Here is a 12,637-nt window from a genome sequence, read left to right as displayed (position 1 = left end):
GATAGACAAGGTGGTCTTGACTGGTATGATTATGGGGCGAGACATTATGATGCGGTGTTGGGAAGATGGCATGTGGTGGATCCATTAAGTGAAAAATTCTACAATTGGAGTTCCTATACATATTGTTTGAATAATCCGATACGAAAAATAGATCCTACAGGTATAGTTCCAAGAGATTATAGAATCGATACTAATGGTAATATTAGGCCGGTTAATAAACCTGATGCCAAACCAGATCGATTGATTGGAACAAATCAATCAACAGGGGAAAGACGAAAATGTAACAGTGAGTGATAAAAATATCCTTCCAGTTTTAGCAGGAAAAAGTAATATTGAAAATAAGGCTGTTCCTTTGGAAGGGAAAATAATAAGAAGAGTGAGTAAAGGTGAATATAGTGTTGAAGTTGTTCCTACAATGAGGCAAGGACATGTAGCAATAATACGTTCGAAAGTAGATGCAAAGAATTTGTTTGTTTTTGCGTCAAAAACGTCTAATGTTGAATGGAGTTTGTCGCACTATAAAAATGGAAATTCTGTTGTTGGTACTCTTCATCAGAATAGTCAAGCGCCTAGTTTCTCTGTTTTAGGGGAAGATTACAAACTTGAGAATCAAGTATACGATGCTCATAGCCATACAGGTACGAATCCTAATGTGGACTTTGTTCCATCGGCACCTGATATTAATGCTGCAAGAAGTTTAATAATGGCGACACCAAATGCTAAAGTTTATATATATGTATATATGCACCTTGGAAGCCTGGTAACCAATGGATAAATTTAAATAGTTATGCGAAATAGAAAAGTAGCTTGTTTATTAATCCTGTTGTTTTTTTCAATTATATATGGAATTAAACTAATAGTTGATGCAAAATCTCATCCTAAAATAGTTTTTACTGATTTACCTGGACTAATTCGTACTGGCTATGATTTTGTGGACGACAGTCATGCTTTCCCTAAATTATGTACATTATTAAATGATTCTTTGTTGCTTAAAAAAGGTGGCGTGAAAATGGCGGTATTTACTAATATTAATTTGTCAGATAGTACAATCGACTGGTGTTTGTCGTACTATAACGATGAAACTGAACTGTTAAGAGCAACTGATAGGTATTTTTTTAATATTGATCTGTATGAAGGGGGACATATAAAAGTACAAAACACCCCTACTCAATTATCTGATATCCGCGGTTTAGCTGTAGATTATATTTTTTATCCTGATAGTGCAAGTAGAAGACGTATTTTTACTAGGCGTAATATCAATCAGGAAGAAGAATTAGAAATATCAGGTGCCGGAGTGTATATGAAAGTACATATAGAAGATAATAATGGTTTCTCGATTTCTGATTGGCGAGTCTTTTATAATTGCTTGTATGACTTAATAAAGTTATTCGAAGATGAAAGAAATAAAATATCGTTGAAAATATGGGATAAGGACTATGATTCGCTTTCGTTTCAGGAAAAGGAAAAAATTGTAGATTTAGCTGGTTATCGTATTAATATAGAATTTAAATAGTTTCTGTTAACCTGACTTTTTGATCTTTCTTCAAAAAGATATCTTGTCCCGATATGAGCTGTAAAAACTACTCTCATCTTGCATCGGGGACAACTCTTCTATTAAAAGTCCTTAACGAAACCCCAATCCATCACTTTTTATTTGTTTCTTTGCACCAAATTCGGGTATAGTGTTGTCTTGTCATTCGAGGCAGCACTTAATTTTGCTTAGATAGTTAATGGAGAAACTCAGTATAAATGCTTGTCCGGTGTGTGGCGGTGCGCACTTGAAACGCGTCATGACTTGTACGGATTTTTATGCTTCGGGCGAACAGTTTGAACTGTATTCGTGTGAGGACTGTGGATTTACATTCACACAAGGAGTCCCCGTGGAAGCAGAGATAGGCAAGTATTATGAGACTCCCGACTATATCTCTCACACTGATACGCGCAAAGGCGCAATGAATAATATCTACCATTATGTACGTTCCTATATGCTGGGCCGCAAAGCGCGCCTGGTAGCTAAGGAAGCGCATCGTAAAACAGGGCGTTTGCTCGATATAGGTACGGGAACCGGTTACTTTTCTGATACGATGGTTCGCCGGGGCTGGAAAGTGGAGGCAGTGGAGAAAAGTCCGCAGGCACGTGAGTTTGCGAAGCTGCATTTCGATCTGGACGTAAAGCCCGAATCGGCTTTGAAAGAGTTTGCTCCCGGCAGTTTTGATGTCATCACCCTTTGGCATGTGATGGAACATCTGGAACACCTTGGTGAAGTGTGGCAGCGACTTCATGAGTTGCTGACAGAAAAAGGAGTATTGATTGTAGCTGTACCCAATTGCTCTTCTTATGATGCTCAACGCTATGGCGAGTATTGGGCGGCATACGACGTTCCCCGTCATCTCTGGCATTTCACTCCGGGCACTATACAACAACTGGCTTCCCGTCATGGTTTTATCATGGCGGCGCGTCATCCGATGCCGTTCGATGCGTTCTACGTATCCATGTTGAGCGAAAAACATCGTGGCAGTTCGTGCAGTTTCCTGAAAGGGATGTTTGCCGGAACGTTAGCATGGTTTAATGCTTTAGGACGGAAAGAACGCAGTAGTTCCATGATTTATGTATTCCGAAAAAAGAGATAACGCATGGGAAATCAAAACAAATATAAGTCAGGTTCAATCTTCGACATGCAGTTCATTACGTCGAGTATCAGTACGACACTGGTGTTGCTGTTGTTAGGACTGGTTGTCTTTTTCGTATTGACGGCGCACAATCTTTCCGTATATGTCCGCGAGAATATCAGTTTCTCCGTTCTTATCAGTGACGATATGAAAGAAGCGGATATACTGAAACTTCAGAAGAAACTGAATCAGGAACCTTTCGTGAAACAATCCGAATACATCTCTAAAAAACAAGCATTGAAAGAGCAGACGGAGGCAATGGGAACCGACCCGGAAGAATTCTTGGGCTATAACCCCTTTACCGCTTCCATCGAAATCAAGCTCCATTCCGACTATGCCAATTCCGACAGCATCGCGAAGATAGAGAAAATGATTAAAAAGAATACCAATATTCAAGACGTGCTCTATCGAAAGGAACTGATTGACGCTGTGAATGATAACATACGAAATATCAGTCTGGTGCTGCTCGCTCTGGCAGTGGTGCTCACTTTTATTTCTTTTGCCCTGATAAACAATACGATAAGACTGGCTATCTACTCGAAACGCTTCCTCATTCATACGATGAAACTAGTAGGGGCGAGTTGGGGATTCATTCGAGGGCCATTCCTTCGAAAGAATGTATGGAGCGGAATACTGGCAGCCATTGTTGCCGATTCCATATTGATGGGAACCGCCTATTGGGCCGTGACGTATGAACAAGAATTGTTTCAGGTCATCACGCCCGAAGTCATGTTGATTGTCTGTGCAAGCGTATTGGTATTTGGAATTGTAATAACGTGGCTATGTGCCTATTTCTCCATGAATAAATATTTGAGAATGAAAGCCAACAGCCTGTACTATATTTAGCGGATGGCGAATGGCTGGTTACAAACCTGTGTTTGTGTGTGATTAGCATCCGTAACGCCCTACTGATAGATTAAGGGAATGATTGTAATTAGTAATTTGTAATTAAATAAACTATGTCTGACAAGCAGAAATTTGCCTTTGATAAAGTGAACTTTATCTTGCTCGCGATAGGGATGGCGATTGTTATTATCGGCTTTCTATTGATGACGGGACCTACATCGTCCGAAACCTCTTTTGAACCCGATATTTTCAGTGTACGCAGAATCAAGGTAGCGCCAGTCGTTTGCCTGTTTGGCTTCTTGTCTATGATTTACGCTGTATTACGCAAACCTAAAACACAAAAAACAGAAGAATAAAGATGGGGGACTTAACGACATTTGAGACGATTATTATTGCTATTGTAGAAGGATTGACAGAGTTTCTTCCAGTTTCTTCTACGGGACACATGATTATTACGCAAAACATTTTAGGAGTAGAAAGTACTGAATTTGTAAAAGCGTTTACTGTTATTATCCAGTTTGGCGCGATTCTTTCAGTGGTTTGTCTTTATTGGAAGCGTTTTTTCCGGTTGAACCATACACCGGCTCCTGCGGGAGCTTCCGCTTTGAAGTGTTTTCTGCATAAATTCGATTTCTACTGGAAATTACTGGTAGCTTTTATTCCTGCCGCCATTTTGGGATTCCTGTTCAGTGATAAGATAGACGAGATGCTGGAAAGTGTAGCGATAGTGGCAGTGATGTTGGTGATCGGTGGTATATTCATGCTGTTCTGCGATAAGATTTTTTCGAAAGGAAGCGAAGATACAGTGCTGACAGAAAGAAAGGCATTCAATATCGGTTTGTTTCAGTGCATTGCCATGATACCGGGGGTATCCCGTTCGATGGCTACCATCGTCGGAGGTATGGCCCAGAAGCTGACTCGCAAGGATGCTGCCGAGTTTTCATTCTTCCTTGCCGTGCCGACCATGTTTGCGGCAACCGGCTACAAGGTGTTGAAACTCTTCCTGGATGGCGGTACGGAGATTCTTCTCAACAATATGCCGGCACTTATTATAGGTAATGTAGTAGCTTTTATCGTCGCTTTGCTGGCTATCAAGTTCTTTATTAGCTTTGTTACGAAATATGGTTTTAAGGCATTTGGCTGGTACAGAATTATTGTTGGCGGAACCATTTTGGTAATGCTGCTGCTTGGATACAACTTAGAAATTGGCTGATGAATTTTAAAAAAGGAGAAGTACTGTTTTTCAATAAACCTTTCGGATGGACTTCATTTAAAGTAGTAGGGCACGCCCGCTATCATATTTGCCGTCGGATCGGAGTGAAAAAACTAAAAGTCGGCCATGCCGGAACGTTGGATCCTCTTGCAACGGGGGTGATGATTGTATGCACAGGCAAGGCAACCAAACGAATAGAAGAGTTTCAATATCACACGAAGGAGTACGTCGCAACGTTGCGTTTGGGTGCTACTACCCCGTCATACGATTTGGAACATGAGATAGATGCCACCTACCCTACCGAGCATATCACAAGGGAGCTGGTGGAAGAAGTGTTGACGCGCTTTATCGGTGCCATCGATCAGGTGCCTCCTGCTTTCTCTGCCTGTATGGTAGATGGTAAACGTGCCTACGAACTGGCCCGGAAAGGCGAAGAAGTCGAACTAAAAGCAAAACAGCTTGTTATCGACGAGATTGAATTGCTGGAATGTCGCCTGGACGATCCGGAACCGATGATTCAAATCCGTGTCGTATGCAGCAAAGGAACATATATTCGTGCTCTGGCGCGTGATATTGGTGAAGCGCTCCATAGTGGAGCCCATCTGACAGGATTGATCCGCACCCGTGTAGGTGACGTCCGGTTGGAAGACTGCCTGAACCCCGAACACTTTAAAGAGTGGATTGACGGACAGGAAATAGAAAATGAGGAAGAAAATAATTAACGTAATAAGGAATAGATATGAAATTATCACAATTCAAATTTAAGTTACCCGAGGATAAGATCGCTCTACATCCTATGAAATATAGGGATGAGTCTCGTTTGATGGTATTGCATCGTAATACAGGTAAGATTGAGCACAAGATGTTCAAAGATGTGTTGGACTACTTTGATGATAAAGATGTGTTTATATTCAACGATACGAAGGTATTCCCTGCCCGTTTGTATGGTAACAAGGAAAAGACAGGTGCTCGTATCGAAGTATTCTTGTTGCGTGAGTTGAATGAAGAACTTCGTTTGTGGGACGTATTGGTCGATCCGGCACGTAAGATCCGTATCGGTAACAAACTTTATTTCGGTCCGGACGATTCGATGGTGGCCGAAGTGATTGATAACACTACTTCCCGTGGGCGTACGCTCCGTTTCCTTTATGACGGACCTCATGATGAGTTCAAAAAGGCTTTGTACTCTTTGGGTGAGACCCCACTTCCCCACTCTATCATCAACCGTCCTGTGGAACCGGAAGATGCAGAACGCTTCCAGTCTATCTTTGCGAAGAACGAAGGTGCGGTGACTGCTCCGACTGCTAGTTTGCACTTCAGCCGTGAGTTGATGAAACGTTTGGAAATCAAAGGTATAGACTTTGCATATATCACTTTGCACGCTGGTTTGGGTAACTTCCGCGACATCGACGTAGAAGACTTGACAAAGCATAAGATGGATTCGGAACAAATGTTTGTAAACGAAATGGCGGTGAAAACTGTTAACCGTGCCAAAGATAACGGCAGAAATGTTTGTGCGGTAGGTACGACCGTAATGCGTGCTATTGAAAGCGCAGTCAGCACCGACGGACATTTGAAGGAATTCGAAGGGTGGACTAATAAGTTTATCTTCCCTCCGTATGAGTTTACCGTAGCCAATTCAATGATTTCCAATTTCCACATGCCGCTTTCTACCCTGCTGATGATTGTAGCTGCTTTCGGTGGTTATGACCAGGTGATGGATGCTTACCATGTAGCTTTGAAGGAAGGTTACCGTTTCGGCACGTATGGAGATGCAATGTTGATTCTGGACAAATAATGGCAAAAGTATATTTGGGACTCGGCACTAACCTTGGAGATAAAGAACAGAATCTCCGGGATGCCGTGCAAAAAATAGAAGAGCAGGTAGGGAACGTAGTTTCCCTGTCTGCTTTTTATGTTACTGCCCCCTGGGGCTTTGCTTCTGAAAACAGTTTCCTGAATGCGGCCGCTTGTGTAGAAACGGAATTATCTCCATTGGAAGTATTGCAAGAGACGCAAATGATTGAAAGGGAGCTGGGGCGTACCAAAAAGTCCGTCAACGGAATATATAGCGACCGTCTGATTGATATTGACCTGTTACTTTATGAAGATTTAGTGCTTTCTGTGACCTCTGCTTCCGGAGCAGAGTTAACCCTCCCCCATCCGTTGATGGCAGAACGTGACTTCGTTATGAAACCACTGGCGGAAATTGCTCCGGACATCTTGCACCCTGTGTTGGGAAAGACAATGAAAGGTATTTTGAACGCACTCTAACCCCTGTTCGGTGGGCATATATACTCACCGTATTGGGCATATATGTACAGCGTATTGGATATATATATCCAGTATGGTGAGTATATATACGCACCAAACAGACTATTTATTTCTTTTTCTCCGCAATAAACACCGGCAAATAGGCGATGCATCCTATCAGTACTGCATACAGCAAATGAATCTCCTGAAACGGCTTGTCGATGAAATGGCAAACAATGGCATAGATAGCAATCGTGAATCCTACATAGAGCGCCAGCATCAAAAGCGTTTTTAATTTCTTATTTAGAATCATTATAAATCTATTTATGTGTTAAATACGTGGCAAAGATACTCATTATCTCCAAAATCTCTTTATCTTTGCAACCGAAATGAAAGTGTGGACAGATTTGAGTAGCTTGCAACCACGGAAAAAAATGCTAAAACACGTCTGATTGACGCCTTTCGGCTTATCCTTTGCAGCACTCGCCTCTCCTACTCTCTCATTCTTGATTCTTATTTTTTAATTCTTAATTTAAGAAAGATGGGATACTTATTTACATCCGAATCGGTGTCAGAAGGACACCCCGACAAGGTAGCCGATCAAATATCGGATGCCGTGCTTGACAAACTGTTGGCTTACGACCCCAGTTCGAAAGTAGCTTGCGAAACACTAGTGACTACCGGACAAGTGGTGCTAGCGGGTGAAGTGAAAACAAAAGCGTACGTTGACCTACAACTCATTGCACGCGAAGTGATTAAGAAAATCGGTTATACCAAAGGAGAGTACATGTTCGAAAGCAACTCTTGTGGTGTACTTTCCGCTATTCATGAGCAAAGCCCCGATATCAACCGTGGTGTAGAGCGTCAGGATCCGATGGAACAGGGTGCAGGCGACCAGGGAATGATGTTTGGTTATGCTACCAATGAAACGGAAAACTACATGCCGCTTTCTCTTGATTTGGCACACCGCATTCTGCAAGTGCTGGCCGACATCCGTCGTGAAGGAAAGGTAATGACTTACCTCCGCCCCGATGCCAAAAGCCAGGTTACTATCGAATATGATGACAACGGAACGCCTGTCCGTATCGATACAATCGTTGTTTCTACACAACATGATGACTTTATCCAACCGGAAGATGACTCTCAAGCTGCTCAACTGAAAGCTGACGAAGAAATGTTGTCTATCATCCGCCGTGATGTGATCGAGATTCTGATGCCTCGTGTAATTGCTTCTATTCATCACGATAAGGTGTTGGCACTGTTCAATGATAAAATCATCTATCATGTGAATCCTACCGGAAAATTTGTAATCGGTGGTCCTCACGGAGATACCGGTTTGACCGGTCGTAAGATTATCGTTGATACTTATGGCGGTAAAGGTGCTCACGGTGGTGGTGCTTTCTCCGGAAAAGATCCTAGCAAGGTAGACCGTAGTGCAGCTTATGCAGCACGTCACATCGCAAAGAATATGGTTGCGGCAGGCGTAGCAGACGAAATGCTTGTACAGGTGAGCTATGCTATCGGTGTGGCTCGTCCAATCAATATCTTTGTCGATACTTACGGCCGTTCTCACGTCAACATGACTGATGGCGAGATTGCGCGTGTTATCGACCAATTGTTCGATCTTCGTCCGAAAGCTATCGAGGAACGTCTGAAACTTCGTAATCCTATTTATCAGGAAACAGCTGCTTACGGTCACATGGGACGTGAACCGCAAGTGATAACGAAGAAATTCTTCTCTCGTTACGAAGGAGACAAAACTGTGGAAGTGGAACTCTTTACATGGGAGAAACTCGATTACGTAGATAAAATTAAAGCTGCTTTTGGTCTGTAAAACAGTCTGAAACAGGGCTTAACTTGTTAAGAAAGAGCTGCAATTTCAACTTCCTTTAATGGAAATTGAAGTTGTAGCTCTTGATTTTTAATAAGTTATATTTAAATAAATGTTTTTTGGCTACTAAGTATGTTTTATCGGAAATTGCTACTTTTGTATCGTAAAATAAAACAGACTGCTAAATGAAAACAAGATGTTGTTGTTCTAAACGCTATTTATTGGTGTTCTCTATTTTACTTGTCAGCGTAGGTAGCATTTTTATGTCTGTCTCTCTTTCTTCCTGTTCCTCTCCTTCAGTGAAGAATCCATTGTTATTATGCGCTGATTCATTAATGGAGACATATCCAGATAGTGCTTTGTCTATTTTGGAATCAATTACCTGTCCGCAGAAAATGCCACGTGCCGATCGGGCGCTTTATGCGCTACTGCTCACCCAGGCACGGCATAAAAACTATATTGCTTTAGAGGATGATTCGTTGATAAAAACGGCTGTTGACTATTATGGCGATAAGAAGAAAAGTCTGCGTGCTGCAAAAGCTCATTATTACTGGGGAGCTACTTATAGCGAAATGGGGTATACCTCATTTGCTGTAGAAGAGTATCTGACAGCAATTCGATTGATGCCTGTTAGGGATGAATTCTTAGCAATGATTTATGATAATCTTGCGGAGTGTTACGAAAGAGATGAATTGTTTGATATAGCAATTGGGGCCTATCGTCAAGCTTATCAAATATTGAGAGGAGGAAGTCAACAGATATATCCATTGAGAGGTATTGCACGTATGTGTTTGTTGCAAAATAAGAAGGATAGTGCATTGGTTTATTATCAGCAAGCTCTTGATTGTGCATTAGTAGAACAAGATTCTAGTTTGATAGGGGCTCTTTATCATGATCTTGCTATGGCTTATAGTGAAAAAAAAGATTATATTCAAGCGGATAAATATGTGTCAAAGGCAATTATGATACAAGGACAGGATGCTGTCAATGTCTGTTTGTCAAAAGCACAGATTATGTTGAATTTGAATAAACTTGATTCTGCCAGCTATTTTTATAGTAAGAATGTAGATCAACTTGATATTTATGGAAAGGCTGTTTATTATGATGGGATGTATCAAATAGCAAAAAAAAGAGGTGAATGGAAAACGGCAACAGAAAATATAGATGCATATAAAATTCTTTATGATTCTATTCAGTTCATAACTGACAATGAAGAACTTAATCGACTTATGGATAAACACCAATTGGAGGAGCATAAGAGGTTGCTGTCAGAACATACAAAAATGTTAATTTTTAGCTTGATTACTGCGTTCTTTTTATTGATGATTATTTGCGTCTTTTGTTTTATGTGGAACGATAGGAAGAGGAAAAAACGTTTTATTGCATTGCAGCGTGAATTAACTCAAAAGCGAGTAGACACCATGTTGCTTAAAGAAGAAGAGGCTTCTGAATCTAATAAAGAAGATTTAGATAAGAAAAGGTCGGAGTTGACAGAACAGCAAATCCAGCTATGTATATCTGTACTTAAAACAACTGATTGTTACGATCAATTGGAAGCATTGGAGAAAGCAACTCCTAAGCAATTGTTGGCGATGCGTAGTTTGAGGAAGGATATACGTTCTACCATTTCTAGTGCATTTGTTGATGTGATGATGAATTTGAAGGAGCGCTATCCAGCTTTAACTGGTGATGATATATTTTATTGTGTTCTTTCATTACTTTGTTGTTCAAAAACTGTCATGATGGAGCTGATGGATGCTACATCAGATGCTCTTAAGACACGCAAAAATCGTATAAAGAACAAAATGGATACTCAAATTTTTGATCGGGTGTTTGGCGTTGATATTCAGTGATGTATGTTGGTTTTTCTTGGCTTATTTTGCTTTTAAATAGATGACTGTTACCATTGTTACCACATAAAAATCGTTTCTTTTGCTTCATCTGTGTATTTTTGAGGCGAAATTTTAAACCCATTTATTATGAAAGCTAAATTCTTACCTCTTTTGTTGTTGACAGTTTTACTTCAAGTAAGTATGTTCTCTTTTGCTAATGAGATGACAACCGCGCGTATAATCAGGCTAAAAAATAAAACAGAGGTACAACATCGGTCTGTCCCTGTTACTCCTGCTGCTTTTATTGAAAACTCATTGTTGTCTATAGACCTTCTTTCTACTGTTCCTACTGTAACTGTTATCATAAAGAATGCAGAAACAGATGAAGTTGTTTATACATCTACTGATTTAAATGTAGATAAGGTTTATATTGATCTTACAGGTGAGGAGAAAGGTAAATATACTTTGGAGATACAACTTCCAAAGGAAGCCTTTACCGGAGATTTTGAATTAGAATAAGTCTTTGAAATATATATTATTTGCAACTAACATAATGATGATATACCTAAATCATTAACTGATGAAGCCCCGCTGTTGAAATATATGGCGCATTGCTGAAATGGCGATTAGATGACCGAAAGGGGAAAGATCGGTAAATTCTATCCGTGGGCTTAATAAACCTTGTGAAAGGCGCATAAAGGTATATTGAAACGTAGAATTAAAATCACTTTTTTAAATTGTATGCTGAATACTACTGGTAGGGTGTTCGAATGATTTTATGATTCGAATAATAAAGTTCATTCAGCAACAATTTGATACACCTGTTAGTAGATGAGATATCTGTGATAGATGTATTCTTTGTGAGAAAGGTTCTTGGACTTCTGGATAAGGAGTCCAAGATTTTTTTTATAGGGATAGATAAATGTAGAGATAAAAATGATCTCTGATTAAGTTGAATGTGAATAACGGAATTTTTTCGTAATTCTGGAAAACTTCTGTTAGTACCTTATACAAAGGACTTTGGGATAATTACCCGTTTTTGAGGTAATGACTTGGCAACGGTACAATCTGCTGCGTTCTACCTTGAATTGCTTTCAAGTAACTCGTTTCTGTGTACAAAAATAATAGAATAGTCCGATGTACACAAGGTACATCAAAGAAAAAGTTCGACTATTTTTTTAGTTTGTTTAATCGCATTACAATCGAAGTTTGACTTCTACCCATTTTGTTTGCAATATATTTGACACTCTTACCTTCATTGTGCAGTTTCAATAAAAATTGGTCTGCACTTCTTGTCCATCTTTTATTGGCGTTAGGGTGCTTTACATAGCTTTCTTCTGACACCTTTTCGGGGTGCAAGAATTCATCCACAAATACAGACGGGAAACGCTTATCGTATAATACAAGCGTTTTTATCTTAGCCCTTGTTATTGCAACATAGAATAATCTTCTTTCTTCTCCGTATGGGAATTGGTCGCTCTTAGTGAGCACATAGTTAAGCACAGGGTCGTCACTCACCTGTGATGGGAAACCGTATGTATCTTTATTGCATTGTAAGAGTATTACATAATTCGCTTCAAGACCTTTTGACTTATGTACGGTTAAAAACTCTATTTTTCGTCCTCCTATCACATAGTAGAATCTATTACCCTCTTTAATTGATTGGTACATAAAAGAGAGGTAGTAATCATCAAAAGAGTAACGCCCCAATAGGAATATTGATTTATCCGATGGAATAGAAGCCACAAGTTGCCCTATCGTATTGCAGTAATCTCGTCTATCATAAGCATAGAATTCCAACTCGGTTCTCATTTCTGAGCTGAACGAATGGATATTCTTTTGTATTTGGGCTTTATTGCGTTGTATAAAGTTCGACGATAAAGAAACCAAAGGCTCTCCAAACCTGTATGTAGTTTCAATCTTGTTTATCTCCGTTGCTCCAAAATATTCGGGGAATTGATTGAATAGAGCCATATCACTTCCCGAAAAACGA

The 12,637-nt window shown here is 40.2% G+C and carries 15 protein-coding genes; 13 read left to right on the top strand and 2 right to left on the bottom strand.

The genetic code is table 11. The annotated features are described in order from the left end of the window. The 10 genes from KTR06_RS23930 to folK all read left to right on the top strand — a co-directional run. Positions 1-294: RHS repeat-associated core domain-containing protein (locus tag KTR06_RS23930; RefSeq protein ID WP_305863219.1), on the top strand; the 294-nt coding region annotated here is incomplete at its 5' end. Further along, a complete protein-coding gene (locus KTR06_RS23925; RefSeq protein WP_217290870.1) occupies positions 245-775 on the top strand; it encodes a JAB-like toxin 1 domain-containing protein in 531 nt (176 codons plus the stop codon). The genes KTR06_RS23930 and KTR06_RS23925, both read left to right, overlap by 50 nt. 12 nt (positions 776-787) lie before the next feature. Then, positions 788-1,513 carry a hypothetical protein gene (locus KTR06_RS23920; RefSeq protein ID WP_120068319.1) on the top strand — a complete coding sequence of 242 codons (726 nt, stop codon included), beginning with the start codon at positions 788-790 and terminating at the stop codon, positions 1,511-1,513. Between the two features lie 217 nt (positions 1,514-1,730). Continuing rightward, complete coding sequence (locus KTR06_RS23915) at positions 1,731-2,630, top strand: methyltransferase domain-containing protein (RefSeq protein WP_004298876.1); 900 nt, start codon at positions 1,731-1,733, stop codon at positions 2,628-2,630. Between the two features lie 3 nt (positions 2,631-2,633). Continuing rightward, a complete protein-coding gene (locus KTR06_RS23910; RefSeq protein WP_074706993.1) occupies positions 2,634-3,515 on the top strand; it encodes an ABC transporter permease in 882 nt (293 codons plus the stop codon). 113 nt (positions 3,516-3,628) lie between these two features. Next, positions 3,629-3,871: a DUF3098 domain-containing protein gene (locus KTR06_RS23905; protein WP_004298881.1), complete on the top strand. Its 243-nt coding sequence runs from the start codon at positions 3,629-3,631 to the stop codon at positions 3,869-3,871. Positions 3,872-3,873: 2 nt separating this feature from the next. Continuing rightward, positions 3,874-4,728, top strand: coding sequence for an undecaprenyl-diphosphate phosphatase (locus KTR06_RS23900; protein WP_004313684.1), 855 nt, complete (start codon positions 3,874-3,876; stop codon positions 4,726-4,728). Further along, a complete protein-coding gene (gene truB, locus KTR06_RS23895; protein ID WP_074706990.1) occupies positions 4,728-5,450 on the top strand; it encodes a tRNA pseudouridine(55) synthase TruB in 723 nt (240 codons plus the stop codon). Before KTR06_RS23900 ends, truB begins: the two co-directional genes overlap by 1 nt. A 17-nt stretch (positions 5,451-5,467) precedes the next feature. Continuing rightward, positions 5,468-6,526 carry a tRNA preQ1(34) S-adenosylmethionine ribosyltransferase-isomerase QueA gene (gene queA, locus KTR06_RS23890; RefSeq protein WP_004302895.1) on the top strand — a complete coding sequence of 353 codons (1,059 nt, stop codon included), beginning with the start codon at positions 5,468-5,470 and terminating at the stop codon, positions 6,524-6,526. Beyond that, complete coding sequence (gene folK / locus KTR06_RS23885; RefSeq protein WP_009040709.1) at positions 6,526-7,002, top strand: 2-amino-4-hydroxy-6-hydroxymethyldihydropteridine diphosphokinase; 477 nt, start codon at positions 6,526-6,528, stop codon at positions 7,000-7,002. The genes queA and folK overlap by 1 nt, the downstream gene beginning before the upstream one ends. 106 nt (positions 7,003-7,108) lie before the next feature. On the opposite strand, the gene KTR06_RS23880 is transcribed toward folK, so the two are convergent. Next, complete coding sequence (locus tag KTR06_RS23880) at positions 7,109-7,294, bottom strand: hypothetical protein (protein ID WP_121960628.1); 186 nt, start codon at positions 7,292-7,294, stop codon at positions 7,109-7,111. A 228-nt stretch (positions 7,295-7,522) separates the two neighbouring features. Between KTR06_RS23880 and metK the strand changes: the two genes are divergently transcribed. The 3 genes from metK (at position 7,523) to KTR06_RS23865 (ending at position 11,163) form a co-directional block, all read left to right on the top strand. Next, positions 7,523-8,815, top strand: a complete 1,293-nt coding sequence (gene metK, locus KTR06_RS23875; protein ID WP_008023738.1) for a methionine adenosyltransferase — start codon at positions 7,523-7,525, stop codon at positions 8,813-8,815. Between the two features lie 182 nt (positions 8,816-8,997). Next, positions 8,998-10,665: a tetratricopeptide repeat protein gene (locus KTR06_RS23870; protein ID WP_217290869.1), complete on the top strand. Its 1,668-nt coding sequence runs from the start codon at positions 8,998-9,000 to the stop codon at positions 10,663-10,665. 126 nt (positions 10,666-10,791) lie between these two features. Next, positions 10,792-11,163 carry a DUF3244 domain-containing protein gene (locus KTR06_RS23865; protein WP_211420376.1) on the top strand — a complete coding sequence of 124 codons (372 nt, stop codon included), beginning with the start codon at positions 10,792-10,794 and terminating at the stop codon, positions 11,161-11,163. Positions 11,164-11,814: 651 nt separating this feature from the next. Here the strand turns inward: KTR06_RS23865 and KTR06_RS23860 are convergent. Further along, positions 11,815-12,637, bottom strand: an 823-nt coding sequence (locus tag KTR06_RS23860) for a 3'-5' exonuclease (RefSeq protein ID WP_305863217.1), incomplete at its 5' end; no start/stop codon positions are given.

Origin of the sequence: Bacteroides sp. MSK.20.12 (genome assembly GCF_019052435.1) — a bacterium.
Lineage (GTDB): Bacteria > Bacteroidota > Bacteroidia > Bacteroidales > Bacteroidaceae > Bacteroides > Bacteroides xylanisolvens.
The sequence above is the reverse complement of the archived record's forward strand: the minus strand, read 5'-3'. Positions and strand labels throughout refer to the sequence as shown.

What these genes read in the sequence shown, in the direction of transcription:
- KTR06_RS23905 (WP_004298881.1), top strand. Translation starts at nt 3,629, where the DNA reads ATGTCTGACAAGCAGAAATTTGCCTTTGATAAAGTGAACTTTATCTTG.
- queA (WP_004302895.1), top strand. Translation starts at nt 5,468, where the DNA reads ATGAAATTATCACAATTCAAATTTAAGTTACCCGAGGATAAGATCGCT.
- KTR06_RS23870 (WP_217290869.1), top strand. Translation starts at nt 8,998, where the DNA reads ATGAAAACAAGATGTTGTTGTTCTAAACGCTATTTATTGGTGTTCTCT.
- KTR06_RS23910 (WP_074706993.1), top strand. Translation starts at nt 2,634, where the DNA reads ATGGGAAATCAAAACAAATATAAGTCAGGTTCAATCTTCGACATGCAG.
- truB (WP_074706990.1), top strand. Translation starts at nt 4,728, where the DNA reads ATGAATTTTAAAAAAGGAGAAGTACTGTTTTTCAATAAACCTTTCGGA.
- KTR06_RS23900 (WP_004313684.1), top strand. Translation starts at nt 3,874, where the DNA reads ATGGGGGACTTAACGACATTTGAGACGATTATTATTGCTATTGTAGAA.
- KTR06_RS23920 (WP_120068319.1), top strand. Translation starts at nt 788, where the DNA reads ATGCGAAATAGAAAAGTAGCTTGTTTATTAATCCTGTTGTTTTTTTCA.
- folK (WP_009040709.1), top strand. Translation starts at nt 6,526, where the DNA reads ATGGCAAAAGTATATTTGGGACTCGGCACTAACCTTGGAGATAAAGAA.
- metK (WP_008023738.1), top strand. Translation starts at nt 7,523, where the DNA reads ATGGGATACTTATTTACATCCGAATCGGTGTCAGAAGGACACCCCGAC.
- KTR06_RS23865 (WP_211420376.1), top strand. Translation starts at nt 10,792, where the DNA reads ATGAAAGCTAAATTCTTACCTCTTTTGTTGTTGACAGTTTTACTTCAA.
- KTR06_RS23915 (WP_004298876.1), top strand. Translation starts at nt 1,731, where the DNA reads ATGGAGAAACTCAGTATAAATGCTTGTCCGGTGTGTGGCGGTGCGCAC.
- KTR06_RS23880 (WP_121960628.1), bottom strand. Translation starts at nt 7,294, where the DNA reads ATGATTCTAAATAAGAAATTAAAAACGCTTTTGATGCTGGCGCTCTAT.